This is a genomic window from Microbacterium sp. NPDC077391 (assembly GCF_040686955.1).
Taxonomy (GTDB): domain Bacteria; phylum Actinomycetota; class Actinomycetes; order Actinomycetales; family Microbacteriaceae; genus Microbacterium; species Microbacterium commune.
On record NZ_JBFBMI010000001.1, the window covers coordinates 965,935 to 985,191 of the forward strand.

The 19,257-nt window shown below is 69.6% G+C and carries 21 protein-coding genes and 1 tRNA gene; 8 read left to right on the plus strand and 14 right to left on the minus strand.

Going from position 1 to position 19,257, the window contains the following annotated elements; genetic code table 11:
• Positions 1–54 precede the first annotated feature (54 nt).
• From AB0O65_RS04385 to AB0O65_RS04410, 6 genes are read right to left on the minus strand one after another with little or no spacing between them, the layout of a single operon-like run.
• Positions 55–867, minus strand: coding sequence for an ABC transporter ATP-binding protein (locus tag AB0O65_RS04385; RefSeq protein WP_313477920.1), 813 nt, complete (start codon positions 865–867; stop codon positions 55–57).
• Positions 864–1,667 (minus strand): ABC transporter ATP-binding protein, encoded by an 804-nt coding sequence (locus AB0O65_RS04390; protein WP_071641412.1) that lies wholly within the window; start codon positions 1,665–1,667, stop codon positions 864–866. The genes AB0O65_RS04385 and AB0O65_RS04390 overlap by 4 nt, the downstream gene beginning before the upstream one ends.
• Positions 1,664–2,530, minus strand: coding sequence for an ABC transporter permease (locus tag AB0O65_RS04395; protein ID WP_191711799.1), 867 nt, complete (start codon positions 2,528–2,530; stop codon positions 1,664–1,666). Before AB0O65_RS04395 ends, AB0O65_RS04390 begins: the two co-directional genes overlap by 4 nt.
• Complete coding sequence (locus tag AB0O65_RS04400) at positions 2,530–3,483, minus strand: ABC transporter permease (protein ID WP_071641408.1); 954 nt, start codon at positions 3,481–3,483, stop codon at positions 2,530–2,532. Before AB0O65_RS04400 ends, AB0O65_RS04395 begins: the two co-directional genes overlap by 1 nt.
• Positions 3,480–5,006, minus strand: coding sequence for an ABC transporter substrate-binding protein (locus AB0O65_RS04405; protein WP_363383322.1), 1,527 nt, complete (start codon positions 5,004–5,006; stop codon positions 3,480–3,482). Before AB0O65_RS04405 ends, AB0O65_RS04400 begins: the two co-directional genes overlap by 4 nt.
• A gap of 32 nt (positions 5,007–5,038) precedes the next feature.
• A complete protein-coding gene (locus tag AB0O65_RS04410) occupies positions 5,039–5,950 on the minus strand; it encodes an alpha/beta hydrolase (protein ID WP_363383324.1) in 912 nt (303 codons plus the stop codon).
• 188 nt (positions 5,951–6,138) lie between these two features.
• Between AB0O65_RS04410 and AB0O65_RS04415 the strand changes: the two genes are divergently transcribed.
• Positions 6,139–6,843: a tyrosine-protein phosphatase gene (locus AB0O65_RS04415; RefSeq protein ID WP_313477929.1), complete on the plus strand. Its 705-nt coding sequence runs from the start codon at positions 6,139–6,141 to the stop codon at positions 6,841–6,843.
• Positions 6,844–6,897: 54 nt separating this feature from the next.
• A complete protein-coding gene (locus AB0O65_RS04420) occupies positions 6,898–7,359 on the plus strand; it encodes an SIP domain-containing protein (RefSeq protein ID WP_071641401.1) in 462 nt (153 codons plus the stop codon).
• On the opposite strand, the gene AB0O65_RS04425 is transcribed toward AB0O65_RS04420, so the two are convergent.
• The 4 genes from AB0O65_RS04425 to AB0O65_RS04440 form a co-directional block, all read right to left on the minus strand.
• On the minus strand, positions 7,338–7,802 hold the full coding sequence (locus tag AB0O65_RS04425) for a Fe-S oxidoreductase (RefSeq protein ID WP_363383326.1): 465 nt from the start codon (positions 7,800–7,802) through the stop codon (positions 7,338–7,340). The genes AB0O65_RS04420 and AB0O65_RS04425 overlap by 22 nt on opposite strands.
• On the minus strand, positions 7,799–8,605 hold the full coding sequence (locus AB0O65_RS04430; protein ID WP_313477933.1) for an arginase family protein: 807 nt from the start codon (positions 8,603–8,605) through the stop codon (positions 7,799–7,801). Before AB0O65_RS04430 ends, AB0O65_RS04425 begins: the two co-directional genes overlap by 4 nt.
• A gap of 58 nt (positions 8,606–8,663) precedes the next feature.
• Complete coding sequence (locus tag AB0O65_RS04435; RefSeq protein ID WP_071641524.1) at positions 8,664–9,404, minus strand: PspA/IM30 family protein; 741 nt, start codon at positions 9,402–9,404, stop codon at positions 8,664–8,666.
• Positions 9,405–9,479: 75 nt separating this feature from the next.
• Positions 9,480–11,504 carry a TPM domain-containing protein gene (locus AB0O65_RS04440; RefSeq protein WP_363383329.1) on the minus strand — a complete coding sequence of 675 codons (2,025 nt, stop codon included), beginning with the start codon at positions 11,502–11,504 and terminating at the stop codon, positions 9,480–9,482.
• Positions 11,505–11,626: 122 nt separating this feature from the next.
• Between AB0O65_RS04440 and AB0O65_RS04445 the strand changes: the two genes are divergently transcribed.
• From AB0O65_RS04445 to AB0O65_RS04470, 6 genes are all read left to right on the plus strand, one after another.
• On the plus strand, positions 11,627–12,466 hold the full coding sequence (locus AB0O65_RS04445; RefSeq protein ID WP_313477939.1) for a DUF3097 domain-containing protein: 840 nt from the start codon (positions 11,627–11,629) through the stop codon (positions 12,464–12,466).
• A 59-nt stretch (positions 12,467–12,525) separates the two neighbouring features.
• Entirely contained in the window at positions 12,526–13,251 is a 726-nt protein-coding gene (trmB, locus tag AB0O65_RS04450) for a tRNA (guanosine(46)-N7)-methyltransferase TrmB (RefSeq protein ID WP_191711791.1), read from the plus strand.
• The gene (locus AB0O65_RS04455; RefSeq protein WP_071641389.1) at positions 13,248–14,099 is read left to right on the plus strand and encodes a CPBP family intramembrane glutamic endopeptidase; all 852 of its coding nucleotides are present in this window, start codon (positions 13,248–13,250) and stop codon (positions 14,097–14,099) included. Before trmB ends, AB0O65_RS04455 begins: the two co-directional genes overlap by 4 nt.
• A 92-nt stretch (positions 14,100–14,191) precedes the next feature.
• A tRNA-Arg gene (locus AB0O65_RS04460) sits at positions 14,192–14,264 on the plus strand.
• A 74-nt stretch (positions 14,265–14,338) separates the two neighbouring features.
• Positions 14,339–14,554: a DUF2945 domain-containing protein gene (locus AB0O65_RS04465; protein WP_071641387.1), complete on the plus strand. Its 216-nt coding sequence runs from the start codon at positions 14,339–14,341 to the stop codon at positions 14,552–14,554.
• Between the two features lie 3 nt (positions 14,555–14,557).
• Positions 14,558–15,088, plus strand: coding sequence for a DUF488 domain-containing protein (locus AB0O65_RS04470; RefSeq protein WP_313477946.1), 531 nt, complete (start codon positions 14,558–14,560; stop codon positions 15,086–15,088).
• Here AB0O65_RS04470 and AB0O65_RS04475 read toward each other — a convergent pair whose 3' ends face one another.
• The 4 genes from AB0O65_RS04475 to ngcE are packed head-to-tail and all read right to left on the minus strand — an operon-like array spanning position 15,089 to position 19,256.
• Positions 15,089–15,883: an SGNH/GDSL hydrolase family protein gene (locus AB0O65_RS04475; protein WP_313477949.1), complete on the minus strand. Its 795-nt coding sequence runs from the start codon at positions 15,881–15,883 to the stop codon at positions 15,089–15,091.
• A gap of 27 nt (positions 15,884–15,910) precedes the next feature.
• On the minus strand, positions 15,911–16,825 hold the full coding sequence (locus AB0O65_RS04480; RefSeq protein ID WP_083428609.1) for a carbohydrate ABC transporter permease: 915 nt from the start codon (positions 16,823–16,825) through the stop codon (positions 15,911–15,913).
• The gene (locus tag AB0O65_RS04485) at positions 16,822–17,811 is read right to left on the minus strand and encodes a sugar ABC transporter permease (protein WP_071641520.1); all 990 of its coding nucleotides are present in this window, start codon (positions 17,809–17,811) and stop codon (positions 16,822–16,824) included. Before AB0O65_RS04485 ends, AB0O65_RS04480 begins: the two co-directional genes overlap by 4 nt.
• Positions 17,812–17,837: 26 nt before the next feature.
• The gene (gene ngcE / locus AB0O65_RS04490; RefSeq protein ID WP_071641380.1) at positions 17,838–19,256 is read right to left on the minus strand and encodes an N-acetylglucosamine/diacetylchitobiose ABC transporter substrate-binding protein; all 1,419 of its coding nucleotides are present in this window, start codon (positions 19,254–19,256) and stop codon (positions 17,838–17,840) included.
• Between the last annotated feature and the right edge of the window lies 1 nt (position 19,257).

Below are 19,257 nucleotides of genomic sequence, written 5' to 3' on the forward strand. Positions count from 1 at the left end.
CGTGCACTCGCAGCCGGACCTCCCGGACGGGGCGGGCCGCCGGGAAGGGCCCGGTCACACCGACGGGATGACCGGCACGGCCGCGAGCAGGCGCTTCGTGTACTCCTGCGCCGGGTGCTGCAGCACCGCGGACACCGTCCCGCGTTCCACGATGCGGCCGTCCTTCATGACCGCGACGGTGTCGCTCAGGTGCTGCACGAGTCCGATGTCGTGCGAGACCGTGATCATCGTCAGGCCCTCCTCGACGCGCAGCCGGGAGAGCAGGGCGAGGATCTGCGCGCGCACGGTGACATCGAGCGCCGACATCGGCTCGTCGCCGACGAGGATCCGCGGTCGGTGCACGATCGACCGTGCCAGGGCGATGCGCTGGCGCTGCCCGCCGGAGAACTCGTGCGGATGCCGGTCTGCCATGTCGGCGTCGAGCCCGACCTGCACGAGAACGTCCCGAACCCGCGCACGATGGTCGCCGGCGATGTCGAGTGCCCAGAGCGGCTCTCCGATGATCCGCCCGACGCTCATGCGCGGATCTAGCGATGCGTACGGGTCCTGGAACACCAGCCCCGTGTCCCGGCGCAGCCAGTGCAGCGACCTGGCGCTCGCCGAGGCGTCGACGTCGCGTCCGGCGACCCGCACCCGACCGGTCGACGGACGGTCGAGAGCGAGCAGCAGGCGCACGAGAGTCGACTTGCCGGAGCCGGATTCGCCGATGAGTCCGAGCGATTCGCCCTCGGCGACCTCGAGATCGGTCGGGTGCAGGGCGATGCTCGTACGCGGCCGGTCGAACATCGTGCGCCGTCGCACCCGAAAGCTGCGGCTGAGACCCTCGGCGACGATGAGTCCGCGGTCGGCGTGCGCGGGCGAGCTCATGATCCCGGCTCCTCGTCGCGGGCATCCGCTCGCCACAGCGTCGCCGTCGCGTCGCGCAGCAGCGCCTGGGTCACCGGCGACGCCGGCGAGCGGAGCAGCGTCGAGATGGGCGCCTGCTCGACGACCCGACCGTGCTCGAGCACGACGGCGTCGGTCGCGACCTGGGAGAGCACGGCGAGGTCGTGGGTGATGAACACGAGCGACATGCCCTGGTCGGTGACGAGGCCGAGCAGCAGCTTGAGCACCTCGGCCTGGATGGTCACGTCCAGGGCCGTGGTGGGCTCGTCGGCGATGAGCAGCCGCGGGCGGCAGGCCAGCGCCATCGCGATGGCCACCCGCTGCCGCTGACCGCCGGACAGCTGATGGGGGTACCGGTCGACGATCGACGCCGGGTCGGGCAGCTGCACCCGGGCCGCTTCGGCGACGGCACGCTCGCGCGCCTCACGTCGGCCGATCCTCTCGTGGATGCGCACGGACTCGGCGATCTGCCTGCCCACCGTGCGGATCGGGTTGAGGGCGGTGCGCGGCTCCTGGAAGACCATGCCGATCTCGTCGCCGCGCAGGCGGGCGAGATCGCGGTCGGGCATCCCGACCAGCTCGACGCCGTCCCAGCGGATGCTGCCGCTGACCCGCGCATCCTCGGGCAGCAGCCCGAGGATCGCCAGCGCGGTCACCGACTTGCCCGAGCCGGACTCGCCGATCAGTCCGAGCCGCCGGCCGTCGGCGACCGTGAACGAGACGCCGTCGACCACGCGTCTGCCGTCGAGCTCGACGACCAGCGATTCGACCTCGAGAGTCATGCCACCACCTCCGGGACGTGCAGCTGCGCCGAGCGGCGTGAGAGCGTTGGGTCGGTCGCCTCGCGCAGCGCGTCGCCGAGCAGGTTCAGACCCAGCACGGTGAGGGTGATGGCCAGGCCCGGCCAGACGACGGTGAGCGGATGCACGCCGATGTAGCGCTGCAGATCGGCCAGCAGCGTGCCCCAGGACGCCTCGGTGAGCGACGCGCCGAATCCGAGGTACGACAGTCCCGCCTCGGCGAGCACGGCGACCGCCATCGACCACGACAGCTGCACGATGAACACCGGCGCGATGTTCGGCAGCAGGTGGTGCAGCAGATTCTGGCCGGCGCTGAGTCCGGATGCCCGGCCCGCGAGCACGAAATCGCTCTGCTGCACGCGCCGCAGCTCGGGGCGGGTGACGCGGGCGATGCTCACGCCGAACCCGATCCCCACCGCGAAGACGACAACCCACAGCGACCCGCCCCAGACGGCCGAGATCATCATCGCGATCATCAGCACGGGGAAGGCGATGAGGATGTCGACCAGCACCGCGATGCTCTCGCGCAGCCACCTCGCCGTCAGCGCCCCGAGGGCGGCCAGCGACACGCCGACGAGGGTGGCGACGATCCCTGCCCCGACGGCGACGAAGGCCGTCGTGCGGGCGCCCGCCATGATCAGGCTGAGGATGTCCCGGCCGGTGCCGTCGGTGCCGAGCAGGTGCGGCCAGCCGGGCGGCGCCCAGCGCCCGCGCACGTCGGAGAGCATCGGGTCGAACGGCGTCCAGAACACCGAGACGGCCGCGGTCAGCGCGATCGCGCTCACGACGAGCACGGCGAACCTGCCCGTCCACGACGACAGCAGCGTACGCAGCCAGCGGGGCATCAGCTCTCCTCCGCTCTCTGTCTCGGATCGACCGCACGGTGCACGAGATCGACGACGAACCCGATGATCAGCACGAACCCGGTGAGCACCAGCAGCTCGCTCTGCACCTTGACCAGGTCGCGGGTGCCGACGTCGGCTACGAGCATCCGGCCGATGCCGGGCAGCGTGAACAGCTGCTCGATGACGACCGAGCCCACCACGATCCCGGCGACCTGCACCCCGAGCACGGTGACGATCGACAGGCCAACGGCGGGCAGGCCGTGGCGGATGAGCGCCTGACGGCGGGTGAGCCCCTTCGCCGCCGCGGTGCGCACGAAGTCCTGTCCGGCAGCCTGCAGGGTGGCGCTGCGCACGAAGCGCATGAGCATCGCGCCCTCGACGATGCCGATCGTGAGCGCGGGAAGCAGCAGCGACTGGAAGGCCTGGGCGGGCGTGGCCCATCCGGAGCGGGGGAAGCCCTGCGCGGGCAGCCAGTCGAGCCCGTGTGCGAAGACGACGACCAGCATCATCCCGGCCCAGATCACGGGAACGGCGGCGAGCGCCTGTGCCGCGAAGCTGAGGGCGGTTCCGCCCGCCCGCCCGCGCAGCAGGGCGGATGCCACGCCGAACGGCACCGCGATGAGCAGGGCGATCGACAGGGCCATCAGGCCGAGGGGGATGGTCACGCGCGACTTCTCGACGAGCTCGGCCCCGACCGAGGCGCCGCTGAGCTGCGAGACGCCGAGATCGCCGCGCAGGATGCCCGCGATCCAGTCGCTGTACTGCGCGAGCAGCGGCTTGTTCAGGCCGAGGGATTCGCGCAGCGCCTCGACGGTCTGCGGGTCGGCCTGAGTGCCCGCGATGAGCTGCGCGACATCCCCGGGGAACACCCGCAGGGTGAGGAAGATGATCGCGCTCGACACGAGGAGCCCTGCGATCAGCAGGACCCCCCGAGTGAGCGCGTAGCGGATCACTCCGCGGACTTCGTCACGCCGGCGAGGTCGATGCGCGAGTTGATCGAGTCGGTCGGGAAGCCCGACACGGCGGCGGTGTGCGCGGTGAGCGTGGCGCCGTTGTACAGCCAGTCGGCCGCGTGGTCCTCCGAGACGATGCGCGCAGCCTTCTTCAGCAGCTCCGCGGACTTCTTCGGGTCGGTCTCCGTCTGCGACTGCGCGTACAGCTTCTGCACCTCGGCGTCGTCGTATCCGAAGTAGTAGTCGGGATTGGCGAAGTTCACGAAGTCACGCGGCTCCACGTGCAGCACGAAGCTGAGCTCGTAGTCGTGGTTCGTGTACACGTCCTCGAGCCACGTCGGGAATTCGACGCGCTTCACCTCGAGCGACACGCCCACCTTCGCGTAGTCGGACACGAGCACCTGAGCAGCCGTCGTGCCGTAGAACGACGGGATGGTGAGGGTGAGGTCGAGCTTCTCGTGACCCGCCTCCTTCAGAAGCGTCTTCGCCCGCGCGGGATCGTAGGGTGCCACGTCGCTGAGGTCCTCGTACCCCGGGTCGAGCTCGGGGATCGGCCCGTAGAGCGTCTGGCCGGCGCCGATCGCCTCGACCAGCGCCTCGTGGTCGACGGCGAGGCGCAGCGCCTCGCGCACCCTCACGTCATCGAGGGGGGCCTTGCGGTTGTTGAAGGCGAGGGTCGCCTTGTCGGTGGTGCGACCGGTCGTGATCGTGAAGTCGCCGGTGTCCTCGAGCTGCGAGACGAGGTTCGGGTCGACGGCGGTGAGCACGTCGAGCGTGCCGTCCAGTGCCGCATTGACCCCGGCGGTGAAGTCCGGGATGTACTCGAACACGACTTCGCCGATCGTCGCCTTGTCTCCCCAGTACTCGTCGTACCTGTCGAAGGTGATGGCGCTGCCCTTGGCCCAGCGATCGAGCATGAACGGCCCCGTGCCGTTCTCGTCGTTCTTCAGATCGGTCGTGTCGCCGTTCTTGAACACGAGACCGGCGGGGCCGGTGAGGGTGAAGAGGAAGTTCTGGTCGGGCTGCGTGAGGGTGATCCTCACCGTCTGCGCGTCGGGAGCCTCGATCGAGGCGACGCCGGCGAACTCGGCGTTGCCCTGCACACTGGCATCCGTCCTGACCGTCTCGTACGAGGCGACCACGTCGGCCGAGGTGAGCGGGGTGCCGTCGTGGAAGGTGACGCCCTCGTTGAGGGTGAAATCGTAGGTCAGCCCGTCGGCCGACACCTCGTACGCGCTCGCCAGGCGCTCCTCGATGTCGTTCTCCTGCGTGCGGGTGACGAGCCCCTCGTAGATGTTGTCCACGAGCACCTGCTCGAGGGCGGCGCCGCTGGTGTGCCGGATGTCGAGGTTGGTCGGCTCGAGCACGAGTCCGACGGTGAGGGTCGCGTCGGGGTCGGCCGGAGCGGAGGCCGTCGGCGTCGGCTCGGCGGCCGGCGTGCAGGCGCTGAGCGCGAAGACGCCGGCGGCGAGGAGGCCGAGCGCGGCCGATCCGGCGGTGCGCCTGGTGGGGGAAGCAGACAAGGGTCGTCCTCTCGAAGTGGTGCGGGGCGCGGTCAGCGCGTCTCGCTGGTCAGAGCGCCGGTCACGATGGCGGCGAGTGAATCGGGGGCCGTCTCCTGGACGTTGTGTCCGGCGTCCACGGTGATGACGGCGGCTGCGGGAAGGTGCTTCCGGAAGGCGGCGACATCGGCGTCGCCCAGGAAGCCGCGCTCACCGCGCACGAGGGTGACGGGGGCGGCGACGGCGGCGAGCTGCGTCCACCGCGCGCCACCGGATGCCGCCTGCTCATTCTTCAGCGAGTCGAACGCCGATGCGATGATCCGCGAGAAGTGATGCTTCCACTCCACGCGACCGTCATCGCGCACACGCGTGTTGAAGAAGACCCCGCGTTCGGTGTCGGCTCGGCTGCCGCCGAAGCCGAACGCCTGAGCGCGGTCGACCGCCTCGTCGCGCGAGGCGAAGTCGGTGACCGCGTAGAAGTCGCGCAGCACCGCCGGCGCCGCATCGGTGTCGAGGCCGGGGACGATGTCGACCAGCACCAGCTCGCGCACCCGCTCCGGATGCCGGGCTGCCACCACCTGGGCGGTGAGCCCGCCCAGCGAGTGGCCGACGAGGATCTGCGGGCGCGGTGCCCAGTGAGCGAGAGCGTGAGCCACGTCGTCGGCGAGCACGGCGGGGGAGTAGTCGAGGTCGTCGCGCCACGACGAGTCGCCGTGACCGGCGAGATCGATCGCGATCGCCGGGCGGCCGAGCAGCAGCGCGACCGCGTCCCAGGTGTGCGCGTTCAGGCCGGCGCCGTGCAGCAGCGTCACCTCGGGGTCGCCGAGGCCGAATCGCAGAGCGCTGAGAACCCGTCCGTCGGGAAGGGTGATCGCGATACGCTCGGCGTGGGGCACGTCGGTGCCGAGGGTCTGCGCCTGGGCGGGCAGATAGCGGAACTCGCTGGTGTCTTGGACCACGGCCATATTCTGCTCTTGCGGCGCCGCCTCGGAGAAATGCCGGATCATTGTGCATCACTTAGGTCTTCATCAGACTGCTGATTGCTCATTCTGAGCGAATTTAACTGGGCGGATTGCATTCGGGCGGTTTCCGTCGCCCGTGCGCGCCGCGCGTAGGCTGGAGGGATGAGAATGCCCCTGACCGGAGTGCGCACATGAGTGCGCTCGAGGTGGGCGGCGTGGCGAACCTCCGCGACGTCGGCGGCATCGTCGCCGGCTCCTCGCAGGTGCGCTCCGGAATGCTTCTGCGCTCCGGCCACCTCGCACACCTCACGGCTGACGGTCGGGAGGTGCTCGCGCAGCGTGTGCGACATGTCGTGGATCTCAGGGACGACGCCGAGGTCGAGCGCGAGCCGTCTGCGCTCGCCGGGGTGCCTGTCACCCGCATCCCGCTGTTCCTCGGATCGGTCGGATCGTTCTTCGCGCTGAACATGGACCTCGCCGCGATGTACCGTCACCTGATCGACGAGTCCGCGCCCCGGCTCGTCGACGCGGTGCGCGTCATCGCCGCCGGTGAGCCGACGCTCGTGCACTGCACCGTCGGCAAGGATCGCACCGGCGTGACCGTCGCCCTGGCGCTCAGTGCGGTCGGTGCAGATCGGGATGCCGTGATCGCCGACTACGCGCTCACGGCCTCCCTGCTGCCTCGCGAGCGGAACCGGGCGGTCGTGCAGTACCTGCGGGCGCACCTGCCGGACGCGACGAATGCCGTGCAGCTCGCGACCGAGTCGCCCGCTCCCGTGATGGCCGCGCTGCTTAACGAGATCGACGAGCGCTACGGATCTGCGGCCGCCTATCTCCGCGATGCGGGTATGAGCGACGACGAGCTGCACGCGCTCGCGAATGCTCTTCTCGAGTGACCGTTCGTGGACTGAGGTTAGGCAACCCTACATCGGTGGTAAAGTGAATCCATCATGGGCACCACGCAGACGCACGCAGGCAGCCGCGCCGCACGCCGGGCATCCCGTCGACCGCAGGTCCAGCACCTGATCACGGCAGATGAGTACTCGCTTGCCGACCTCGAGCTCGCCCTCGCCACGCTGCCGATGTGCGCGGTCGGACGCGTCTTCATCGAGGTGCCCGAGGCCTCTGACATCGGTGTGATCACGGCGCCGCCGCGGATGACCGTGACCTGGCTCGCGCGCACCCGCAGAGGTGCCCGGCCGCGCGCGACAGGGGAGGCCCTCCGTCGCGCCGCGATCGCGTGGGCGGACGAGATGCTCTGCGACGAATCCGGTGCCGGCCTTCGCACCGAGGTCATCCTGCTCGGCGGCTGGCTGAGCACCGTCGACATCGTCGACCACCTGACGAATGTCCGCGACGTGCCCGCGGAGGCGATCCACGCCCCGTCGCGCTACGGTCTCTTCTCCGACTGACCTGTCCCGCGCGCACGCGGAACGTAGCCGCCGTCCTCGAGGCCCGCTTCGATCTCGAACCTGTTGCGAAGCGGGTTGCGCCCTGCGAGCAGGTAGAGCACGGGCATCAGGAACCCGTATCGGCGCCACTGACGCTTGTGCACGGCCTCGTGCCTGAGCACCGCGTCCGACGGGTCGCGGTCGCCGGTGAGGAAGCATCCGCCCACGCAGACGCCGCCTCGCGCGAACGCCCAGGCCGGCAGGCCGCGGAACACCCAGAGCCCCTCCCTGCGCTGCACCCGTCCCGTGCTCCACAGCGAACCCCACACCCACCCGACGGCGGTGCCCCAGGCGTAGCCGAGACCGCTGATCGGCGAGTCCAGCAGCAGGCTCGGCAGCAGCTGGTCGATGCGACGCCCGCGCTCGAGCGCCCGATCCGCGTCGGCGCGCCACGAGGTCGTCATGCCACCGCGCCGATCAGACGAAGGATCGCACCGAGATCGAGCACGGCGTCGGCCGGACTGCGCGGTGCGAAACCGGCGATGGTCGCGCCGGCGATGGGCACCTCCTCGCGCAGCCGCCGCAGCGCGGCGGCCAGATCGGCGGCAGTCACGCCGAACGGTGCGGCTTCGGATACGCCTTCGAACTCCGCGGGGTCGAGCACGTCGACGTCGATGTGCACCCACACCCGCCGCGCACCCGTCGCGCGCACCGCCGCGGAGACGGCGCTCGGATCCCCCAGGCTTCCGGGGTCGAGCAGGGTGACCCGGTCGAGGGCATCCCGCTCGGTGTCGTCGATGGAGCGAGCGCCGAGCAGGATGATGCGCTCGGCGGGGATGCCAGGCGACAGGGCGAGCTGCGGCTCGCCCTCTCCCATCACCGCCCGCAGCGCCATGCCGGCGAATGCGCCGGACGGCGACGTCGGCGCATCGTTCAGGTCGGGGTGCGCGTCGCACCACAGCACCGCGAGATCCGAGGTGTCGATCGCCGACAGGGCGAAGGCGCTCACGCTGCAGTCACCGCCGACCACCACGGTGTGCTCGGCGGTGGCGGCCAGCTGCTCTGCGACGAGCTCGCGGGTGCGCAGCAGAGCGCTGAGGCGACGGATGCCGGTGCCGAGCGAGTCGCCGGCCTCGAGCGGCACGTCCAGCGTGGTCGTGTCGCGACGCGGCAGGTCGCCGGCGATCGCGGCGGCGCCGTCGATGAGCAGCATGGCGCGGGTCGACGGCGAGCCCTGCCACTGCGGGACGATCAGGAAACGGGTCATGGTCTCTCCGAGGGGAGAAGGCGGGGTGGATGCCGGTGTGCGGCATCCACCCCGGTGATCACTCTGCTTCGAGGGCGGCACGCGGGGTGCCGCCGGACTTGAGCTCGGCCAGACGGGCCTCGACCTCGGTCAGCTCGCCGAGGTCTTCGAGGCTCTCGAACTGCGCGTCGAGCGAGGAGGCCGCGATCTCGGCCTTGCCCTGTGCGAGGGCCTCCTGGCGGCGGATCTTGTCTTCGAAGCGGCCGAGCTCGCTGGTGGGGTCGAGCACGTTGATCGAGCCGATGGCATCCTGCACCTTCGTCTGCGCTTCGGCGACCTTCGCGCGGGCGAGCAGCTCGCTGCGCTTCGTCTTGAGCTGCCCGAGCTTGTCCTTCATGCCGTTCAGCCCGCTCTTGAGCTTCTCGACGATCTCGGTCTGGGCGGCGATCTGCGGCTCGGCGGCCTGCGCGTCGCGCTCCTCGCCGATCTGGCGCTGCAGTGCGATCTTGGCGAGGCTGTCGAACTTGTCCGCGTCGGTGGTGTTGCCCGCGGCACGCAGCTCATCGGCCTTGCGGCTGGCGGCGAGGGCCTTGTTGCCCCACTCGCGCGCCGCACGCACATCCTCTTCGTGGTCGCGTTCCAGCAGTCGCAGGTTGCCGATCGTCTCGGCGATCGCGGACTCGGCGTCGGCGATGTTGTTGCTGTAGTCCCGCACCAGCTGGTCGATCATCTTCTGCGGATCCTCGGCCTGGTCGAGGAGCGAGTTGATGTTCGCGCGGAGGAGGGTCGAGATGCGTCCGAAGATGGATTCCTTTGCCATGTTCATTCCTTTGCTTTCTCAGGTTGTCGTGGTCGTTGGTCGTTGGTCGTAGAAGGAGGTGGACTCGGGAAGCTGTCAGAACGCCCCGCCGCCGCCGCTGCTGCCGGAGCTGCCGCCGAAGCCGCCGACCGAGAAGCCGCCGCCACCGCCGCCGCCGCCGAAGAATCCGCCGCCGCCGCTGCCGCCTGAGCTCCAGCCGCCGCCTCCTGATCCCCAGCCCCCGCCCCAGCCGCCGCCGTGGTGGCCGCCGGTGGCCTGGCCGATGAGGATGCCGCCGAGGAGCGCGCCGAGCGTGTCGCCGCCTCGACCGCCGCCGCCGGTGAACCCCGAGTAGTCGCTCTGCGCGATCCGGATGGCCTCCGATGCCAGGGCATCCGCCCGCTGCGCGAGTGCGAGCGCGCCGACCGGATCGACTCGAGCGACCGATCTCGCCTGGTCGAGCGTCGCCTGTGCTTCGGCGAGACGGGTGCGGGCGGTCGACGAGATCGATCCGCGACGATTGAGGATGAAGCTCTCCGCGGTGGAGATCTGCACCTCCGCCCGCCGGACCGCGTCGCCGAGCATGCTCACCGCCCGGGCGATCCTGGCCTGCTCGTCGCGGCCGTGCTGGATCACCGCGTCGATCGACGTGTTCGCCGCCTCCAGCACCCGCAGCGCGTCGAGAGGGTCGCGTCCGGAGGGCGCCAGCATCGCCTGAGCCTGCTGGATGCCCTGGAGCGTCGCCGCGACGGCCTGAGCGATGCCGCCCTGGGGGTCGGGGAGGGAACGAGCGGTCTGCACGTCGGCGTTCAGCTCCGACACCAGCGCCCCGGCCCGTTCGTCCGCCGCCTGCAGGTCGCTCTGCAGCTTCTCGATCGCGTCCTCGAGCTGGGTGGCCTGCTGCACGGCGCCTTCTGCCGCGCGCACGGCGACCGCGGCGTCGCCGGTCTCGCCCGCAGCGATCAGCGCGTCGGCCTCCCGGATGCGCTCGTCGGTGAAAGCCATCCGCGAGCGGGCCTCTGCTGTGTTGCCGACGACGGGTGAGATCGCGGAGGGCGCGTAGACCGCGGCGAGGTCGGCGAGGATGCGGTCGGCGCGTTCGATCTCCGCACCGGCGGCCGCGCGCAGACGGCGCACGTTCTCGAGTGCGGCAGGAGCGTTCTGCTCGAGCTCACGCAGCTCGTCGAACTCGGTCTTGCGCTCCTCCAGCACCTGCGTCGAATCCGAGCACAGCTGCAGGATGCGCTGGTTCCATTCGATGCGCTGCTCGTCGGAGTCGGGGATCTCGTCGTCCAGCTTCTGCTGCAGCGAGAACGCCTCGTCGAGGTTGGTGCGCGACGTCCGCAGAGCGAGCAGGAAGGGGCCGATCACCTCGTCGCCGAACTGCGCCCTGGCGTACTCCATCTCCTGCTCGCTGGTGCGCACGAGGTCGTCGGTGCGCACCAGCGCGATGTTCGCCTGCCTGCCGAACTCGGCCAGCTGCGCCTGCTTCGCCGCCCTGTCCGCGGCGCGCTTGCGGGCACGGCGCACGAGCAGCAGGGCGACGACGATCACGACGATGATCACCACGACGATCCCGACGACGACCGCTGCGCGTGCGGCGGTCTCGGCGGCGCGCTGCTGCTGCTCGGCCGCGCGCCGGGGCTCGAGCACATAGATGTCGTAGGCCTTGTCGGCGCCGGCGACCACGGCGCCGCTGAAGTCGCTGTTCGACAGATCCGGTCGCATCGCTGCGAGGATCTCATCGCGCTGCTCGACGCTCATCTGCCCTGCGTCCGGGCGGTACATCGTGTAGTTGCGCCCCTCGGTCGACACCGAGATGAGGTACTGGGTGTCGCTGAAGCCGTTGCCCTTCGCCGTTCGGGTGGTCCACTCGGCAGGATCCGCGGGCGAGGTGTACTGCGGGACCATCACGAAGAAGAGGTCGATGCCGGCCTCGTCGCGAAGCCTGTCGAGGGTGGCCTCGGCATCCGCTCGATCAGAGGTGGAGATGACGCCGCTGCGATCGGTGATCTGCCCGTCGAGCTCGCCCGGGTCGGTCGCGGAGGCCGTGCTCAGCGTCAGCGCCCCCAGCAGAACACCGAGCAGGACCGCGGCCGCGGTCCGCCACCGATTCGTCATAGAGTTCCCTCCGGCCGGCAGGCGTGCACCATGGCACGAGTCTATGCACTGGGCACGACAGGCGACAGCATCCACGGCGGGTTCGCCGTTCGCCCTCAGCGCAGACGCATACGCTGGGAGGCATGGACGACATGTACGGTTCCGACGTGCTCGCCGGCGGGTGGCGCCAGCGCGGTTTCGCCAAGACGACCGAGGTCGCGGCAGAGAGGGATCTCGTCGTCGAGGTCGCACAGGACGGCTACTGCGGCGCGGTCACCCGGGTCGAGGCCGGCATGGTCGAGCTCGAGGACTGGAAGGGACGTCGGCGCAGCTTCCCGCTGGGCGGCGGGTTCATGATCGACGGCAAGCCGGTGAAGCTCGTCGTTCCGAAGGTGAAGCAGTCGGCGCCTCGGCGCACGGCATCCGGATCCTTCGCCGTCGCCGACGATCGGGCCAGGGTGGCGCTGCCCAGCCGCATCCTCGTCGAGGGGCGTCACGACGCGGAGCTCGTCGAGAAGGTCTGGGGAGCGGATCTGCGAGTGGAGGGCGTCGTCGTCGAATACCTGAGGGGCCTCGACCTGCTGGACGAGCTGCTCGCGGAATCGCCGCCGTCCGCCACCCGGCGCTACGGCGTGCTGGTCGATCACCTGGTCTCCGGCTCGAAGGAGACGCGCATCGTCGAGCAGATCATGCGCGGCCCGCACGGTCGGCACCTGAAGATCGTGGGCCACCCGTACATCGATGTGTGGCAGTGCGTGACCCCGGCGGCCATGGGCATCCGCTCCTGGCCCGAGGTCCCGCGCGGCACCGACTGGAAGACGGGCATCTGCCGTGCCTTCGGCTGGCCGTCAGACGACCAGACGGACATCGCGCACGCCTGGAAGCGGATTCTCGGGCGCGTCACCACCTACCGAGACCTCGAGCCGGCACTGCTAGGCCGGGTCGAGGAGCTCATCGACTTCGTGACGGCGCCCGCGCCGTGAGCGGCCGGTCGAGGGGTGTCCCGGTGGGGGAGGGCACGGGTCCCCGGTATCCTCGAGGGATGCCTGAGCCCCGGACCTTCCGCGATGAGCCCGTCTCGTTCGTGCGGCGCAGCGGCCGCATGTCGGAGGCGCAGGAGCGGGCATTCGAGGAGCACGCGCCGTTCTATCTGCTCGATGTCCCCCGCGATGTCGCCTTCACCTCGGTGCATCCCGAGGCGCGGCTCGATGTCGCGGCCGAGTACGGTCGCGAAGCGCCGCTCATCGTCGAGATCGGCTCCGGCCAGGGTCATGCCATCGTCGCCGCCGCGTCTGCCACGCCGCACACCGACTTCCTCGCCGTCGAGGTCTTCCGGGCCGGCCTGGCACGCACCATGCTCGACGCCGCAGCCGTCGACGTGCGCAACCTGCGCCTGATCGAGGCGAACGCTCCCGAGGTGCTCTCGACATATCTGCCCGAGGGGTCGGCCTCCGAGGTGTGGATCTTCTTCTCCGACCCCTGGCACAAGAAGCGCCACACCAAGCGACGTCTGATCCGCCCCGGTTTCCCGGCGACCGCCGGGCGTGCGATCGCGGACGGGGGTCTGCTGCGCCTGGCCACCGACTGGGAGGACTACGCCCTGCAGATGCGCGAGGTGCTCGACGATGCGCCCGAGTTCGAGCGCGCGTTCGACGGCGACTGGGCCGAGCGCTTCGAGGGTCGCGTCATGACAGCCTTCGAGCGCAAGGGCATCGCCAAGGGGCGCGAGATCCGCGACCTGACCTATCGCCGGGTGTCGCGGGTGTGACGACGACCGGCTGGCGCAGCATCCCTCCGGCCGCTCTGGTCTGCGCGGCCGCTCCGGCGTTCTTCGTGCTCGGCTGGACGTGGGTCGGATGGCTGCTGCTGGCCGCAGGTGTCGGCACAGCGGCTCTGCTCGAGCGCGGCGCCGTCCTCGTACGGCATCATCGCGACCGGGATGCAGGCGAGCAGGGTGCGCCGTCGCTGACCAGGGACCTGGCGCTGATCGGCATCGGCATGCTCATCGTGCACGCCATCTCACTCGAGGCGAAGCTCGACAATCTCGCGATGCTGCGATTCACGCTCGCGCTCGGCGGAGCCGTGCTCGTGCCGTATCTGCTGTCGCGGTTCGCGTTCGGCGACCGCGCGATCTCGTTCCCGTGGCGCACGGGCAGGCGCTGGGCGCTGTGGCAGTGGGCGTGGCTGGTCGCGGTGCTCGTGCTCGGCTGGCTGATCCTGCCGTACTACTTCATCACCAGCGGCGTCTATCAGAACTGGCCGGTGGTCGACTCGCCCGACCTGATCGCTCGGCTGTTCGTCGGGGTCGGCGCGGTCGGCATCTGGGACGAGCTGTTCTTCATCTGCACCGTCTTCGCGCTGCTGCGCCGGCACATGTCGGCGATGAGCGCGAACGTGCTGCAGATGATCGTGTTCGTGTCGTTCCTGTGGGAGCTGGGGTACCGGGCCTGGGGGCCGGTGCTCACCATCCCGTTCGCGCTGCTGCAGGGCTGGATCTTCCTGCGCACGCACTCGCTCGCGTACGTCGTCACCGTGCACCTGCTCTTCGACGCCGTCGTGTTCGCGGTGCTCGTGCACGCGCACAACCCGGGTCTGCTGCCGTTCTTCCTCGTGTGAGCATTCCCGGGGTGCCGGGTGCCGCGCGCGGCGCCGCCGGTCGCGGGCGCGTGCAATCCGCTCATCCCGCAGCTGGTAGGCTCGTCCGGTACGCCTCCGTAGCTCAGCGGATAGAGCGCCGGTTTCCGGTACCGTAGGTCGCAGGTTCGATTCCTGTCGGGGGCACGTATTAGAAGAAGACCGTCCACCGGGCGGTCTTCTCTCGTCTCCGGCAGCGGAATCGCGAGAGGAGCGCTGCGATGACGAGACGGTACAGGGTCGGGGACCACGTCAGCTGGAACTCCGAGGCGGGGCGGGTGCGCGGGCGCATCACCACGGTGCACACCGCGGACTTCGAGTTCAAGGGCCGCACGCGACGCGCCAGCGACGACGAGCCGCAGTACGAGATCAAGAGCGACAGGACCGACCACATCGCGGCGCACAAGGGCAGCGCGCTGACCCTGCTCGACGACTGAGCGATGATCCTCACCGTCGGCCACTCCACCCACCCTCTCGAGGAGTTCACCGGTCTGCTGCGCGCGGCCGATGTGGGCGCGGTGATCGACGTGCGCCGCCTGCCCGGCTCGAACCGGTACCCGTGGTTCAACGCCGATGCCCTCGCCGCCTCGCTGCCCGAGCAGGACATCCGGTATCTGCGCATCGAGCAGCTGGGCGGACGCCGGAACCTGCAGCGCGATGTCCCCGACGAGGTCAACGGGATGTGGCGCAACCGCAGCTTCCACAACTACGCCGACTACGCGCTGAGCGGCGAGTTCGCCGAGGGCGTCGATGAGCTGCTGGCCGTCGCGGAGGACGTCGCCGGGGCAGTGGCGGTGATGTGCTCGGAGGCGGTCTGGTGGCGCTGCCACCGGCGGATCATCGCCGATCATCTGCTGGCGCGCGGTGTCGCCGTGGGCCATCTGATGCCGGACGGCCGGGTGGCGGAGGCGACGCTGACGCCGGGCGCGGAGCCCAGGGACGGCACGGTCGAGTACCCCGTGGCCGGCTGACTACTTCGCCGGCTTCGGCTTGACCTCGTCGGCCGCGGTCACCGGGGCGGTGCGGAAGCGCTCGAGCGCCGCGGCGACCCTCTCGGCGAGGTAGGCGTGACCGGCATCGGAGGGATGCTTGCGCCCGGCGCCGACATCGATCAGCTGCAGGTAGTTCGCCTCGGTGATCCACTCCTCCTGCACGGGGGAGATGTAGCGCCAGCCGCGCGTCGCCGCGAGGTCGGCGAGGTCGCGGTCGATGCGCGCCGTCGACGCACCGACCGCGAGCTCGTGCGGCGCAGGTCCGAGGATGACGATGGGCACGTCCGGATACCGGGCGACCACGGCATCCCACACCGCGTTCACCGCGGCGGGGTATGCGGCCGCGTCCGACAGACGGTCGTTGATCGATCCCTGCAGGATGATCAGATCGGGGTCGATCCACGACTCCAGCTCGGCGACCCGGGTGAGGAAGTCCGGCCCATCGAGCCCTGGGCGCTGGTAACCGCTGCCGCGCACCCCGCGCACCACCGTGTCGCCGGGGATGAGCCGGGCGAGACGATACGCGTAGCCGTTCGTCGGGACGGTCGCCGCCGACCCGTAGGTCCACGAGTCGCCGAAGACGAGCACCTCGGGATCGTCGGGGAGCGTCAGAGCCACCGGCGAGACGCCGTTCTCGGCCGCGGCGACCGGAGCGGTCTCCGCGGGCGGCAGCCAGGGACGAGTGATGCCGAGGGTGACGGCGAGCGCGACCGCGAGGGCGCCTCCGAGCGCGAGGGCCGTGCGACGCCGTCGGGTCGGCGAGTGCAGGGTCATGAGAAGAGCGTAAGCGACGGATGCCGGCTACTTGGACGTCCCCTGGGTGACGGAGCCCTGCAGCTGACGCTGGAAGAAGATGTACACCAGCAGCACAGGGGCGATCGTGATGATCACGGCGGCGAACAGCGCGCCGAAGTCCACGGCGTATCCCGCGGCGGACGCGAACGCCGCCATGCCCTGCGAGAGGACGTACTTCGCCTGATCGGTGTTCAGCGCGACGGGCAGCAGGAACTGGTTCCAGAGGCCGAGGAAGTTCAGGATCGCCACCGCGGCGAGTCCGGGCTTCGCCATCGGCAGCATCACCTGGAAGAAGGTGCGCCATTCGCTGGCTCCGTCGACGTACGCCGCCTCCTGGATCTCGTACGGCAGGGACTTGAAGAACGAGAACAGGAAGAAGACCGTGAACGGCAGCGCGAAGGCCACGTAGGTGAGGATCAGCCCCGGCAGCGTGTTCAGCAGGCCCATGCCCTGCAGGATGAAGAACAGCGGCACGATGGCGAGGAACACCGGGAAGGTGAGTCCCGCCAGCATCAGGTAGTAGATCACGCGGCTGCCCGGTACCGAGAAGCGGGCGAGCACGTAGGCGCACATGGCGCCCAGCAGCATCACCAGGATGAGAGCGGCACCCACGACGATGACCGTGTTCAGGAACATCTGCCCGAAGTTGTACTTGCCCCAGGCGGAGGCGTAGTTGTCGAGGTTCCACTGCGCGGGCAGCCCGAACGGGGACGCGAAGATCTCCCTCGTGGACTTGAACGAGCTCAGCAGGGTCCACAGCATGGGCAGGATCACCACGATCGCCCAGATGGTCAGCACGACGTGCGACACCGCGCCGACGACGCGATCCCCCGGGGTCGACCTGGCCTTGCGGTCGACGCCGCCCTCGCGGCGCGCGCGTCGGGGGTCGACGGCGATCAGGGTCCGGGTCTGCTGGCTCATGCTCGGCCTCCGTCGTCCTTGCCGCCGGTGAGACGGTTCACGAGGAACACCGCCGCGGCGAAGATGAGTGTGATCACGGCCAGCACCACGCCCATGGCGCTGGCGAGGCCGAACTGGCCCTTCTCGAAGGCCGTGCGGAACAGGTACTGGCTCATCACGAGGGTGCTGTTGCCCGGCCCGCCGGTCGCGTTCAGCGCCACCATGTAGACGTAGGCGTCCAGCGCCATGATGCCGAGGTAGATGTAGGCGGTCTGCACGTTGTCGCGGATGAGCGGCAGCGTGATCGACACGGTCGTGCGGAACCGGCCCGCGCCGTCGATGCGCGCCGCCTCGTAGATCTCGGCGGGCACGCCCTTGATCGCCGCGATGAACAGCACCATGTAGAAGCCGATCATGCCCCACGCCATGACGAAGATGGAGGCGCCCATCGCGGTGCGCTCATCGCCCAGCCAGGCGAAGTCGTTCATGTCGATCCCGGCCGCCCCGAGCAGGCCGTTCAGCAGGCCGCTGGGGGTGTAGATCATGCTCCACAGGATGCCGATGACGATCGCCGGGATGACGTACGGGAAGAACGACACCACCCGGTAGAAGCTGGATGCGCGCAGCCCGCGCACCTGACCGCTGCTCGGGCCGCCGATGGTGATCATGCTCGCGAAGACGAGCGCGATCGTGAGCGTGATCAGCGGCAGCACGATGGCGAGCAGGATGTTGTTGCCCATCGCCTGCATGAAGGTCGCGTCGGCGAAGAGCTTCACGAAGTTCTTCGCCCCGATGAAGTCCATCTCGGGCGTGAAGCCCGTCCAGTTGGTCATCGAGTAGTACACGGCCTGCACGAACGGCGAGATCACGAAGATCAGGAACACCGCGACCGGCAGGCCGAGGAACACCAGCAGGAAGGAGATGTAGTCGAAGGTCAGCGGGCGCCGCCCGAGGCGGGGCGGCTTGCGCCGCCCCGCCCGGGCCGCCGTCACGGCGACGGTGTCCAGCGCCGCGTCGACACCGGGAGCAGTGGTCACTTGATCTCGATCTTCTTGATGGAGTCGTCCTCCCGCACCTTGTCGACCAGGGCCTGCAGCTGCGTGGTGAGCGTGGCGACGTCCATCTTTCCGTCCAGGAACGAGTTCCAGATCGGCAGCTGGTCGCTGTTCATGCCGTACAGGTTCGTCGACTTGATGGTGAACACGTTGCCGTCGGCGGCGGCGATGATCTCGGACTGCGAGACCAGCGCGGTGGAGCCGAAGCCGTCGGCGGGGACGGTGTCCTTGACGACCGTCGGCGCGAGCTTGCTCTTGGCGAAGTCGGTCGCCGCCTCCTTCGACAGCATGGTGCGCAGCAGCTCCTTGCCGCCCTCGGGGTTCTTCGCCTTCGACGGCACGATGAACGGCTCGCCCGCCTCGACGCGGGCCGTGCCCGCGGGCGTGGTCTGGTTGCCGTCCAGAGGCAGCTCCGAGATGCCCTTCATCTTGAAGCCGTCGGCCGTCTGATCCTTCATCTCGTTCTCGATCCACGAGCCGGACGGGTACAGCAGCGCCTCCTGTGCGTTGCTCCACTGCGCCTGCGCCTCGGTGAACTGCGTGCCCGAACCGCCGGGCTTGACGTAGCCGGCCTGGATCAGCTCGTAGAAGATGTTCAGGATGTCCTGCAGCACGGGGTGCGACCACGCGTCCTCGGCGAGGTTCTCCAGCGGCAGGCGCACGTCGTCGCCGGCCTGCACGACGGCCGAGTCGATGACCATCGTCTGATAGTAGGTCGCCGCCTCCTTGCCCCACAGGAACAGGTACTTGCCCTGCTCCTTCGCCTTGGCGCCGAGGTCCTTCAGGTCCTGCCAGCTCGTGGGCACCGACCAGCCGTTCTCCTCGAACAGGCTCGAGGAGTACCAGATGCCGTAGACCGTCAGCACGTAGTTGAGGGCGACGAACTTGCCGTCGAACGTGCCCGGATCCTTCACGCCGGAGAACACCGTGTCGGCGATCTTCTCGCCGTCGGTGTTGTTCGCCTCGAGCACATCGTCGAGCTCTTCGAGCTGATCGAGGATGGTGTTCCATCCGATCGAGTTGGCGCCCGAGTTGTCGATCAGGTCCGGCGGGTTGCCGCCGACGAACCGTGGCTGCAGCTCGGTGGCGATCTTCGTCGAGGGCGAGACCTTGACGGTCACGCCGTCCAGGCCCTTGCTCTTCTCCATCAGCTTCGCGGAGTTCTCGACGTAGTCGATGCCGTAGCCGCCGTTGAAGATCACCGCATCGACCTTCGAGTTGGCTGCCACGCCGAACGGGTTGTCGGCTGTGACTTCACCGGCCGGGCCCTTCTCGCCCCCGCCGCCGCCGGGAGCGGCGCACGAGGCGAGGGTGGCGCCGAACGGCAGCAGCAGCGCTGCGGCTGCCGCACCGCGCAGCAGGTTGCGACGGCTGATGGATGCGTCCTTGATGTCCATC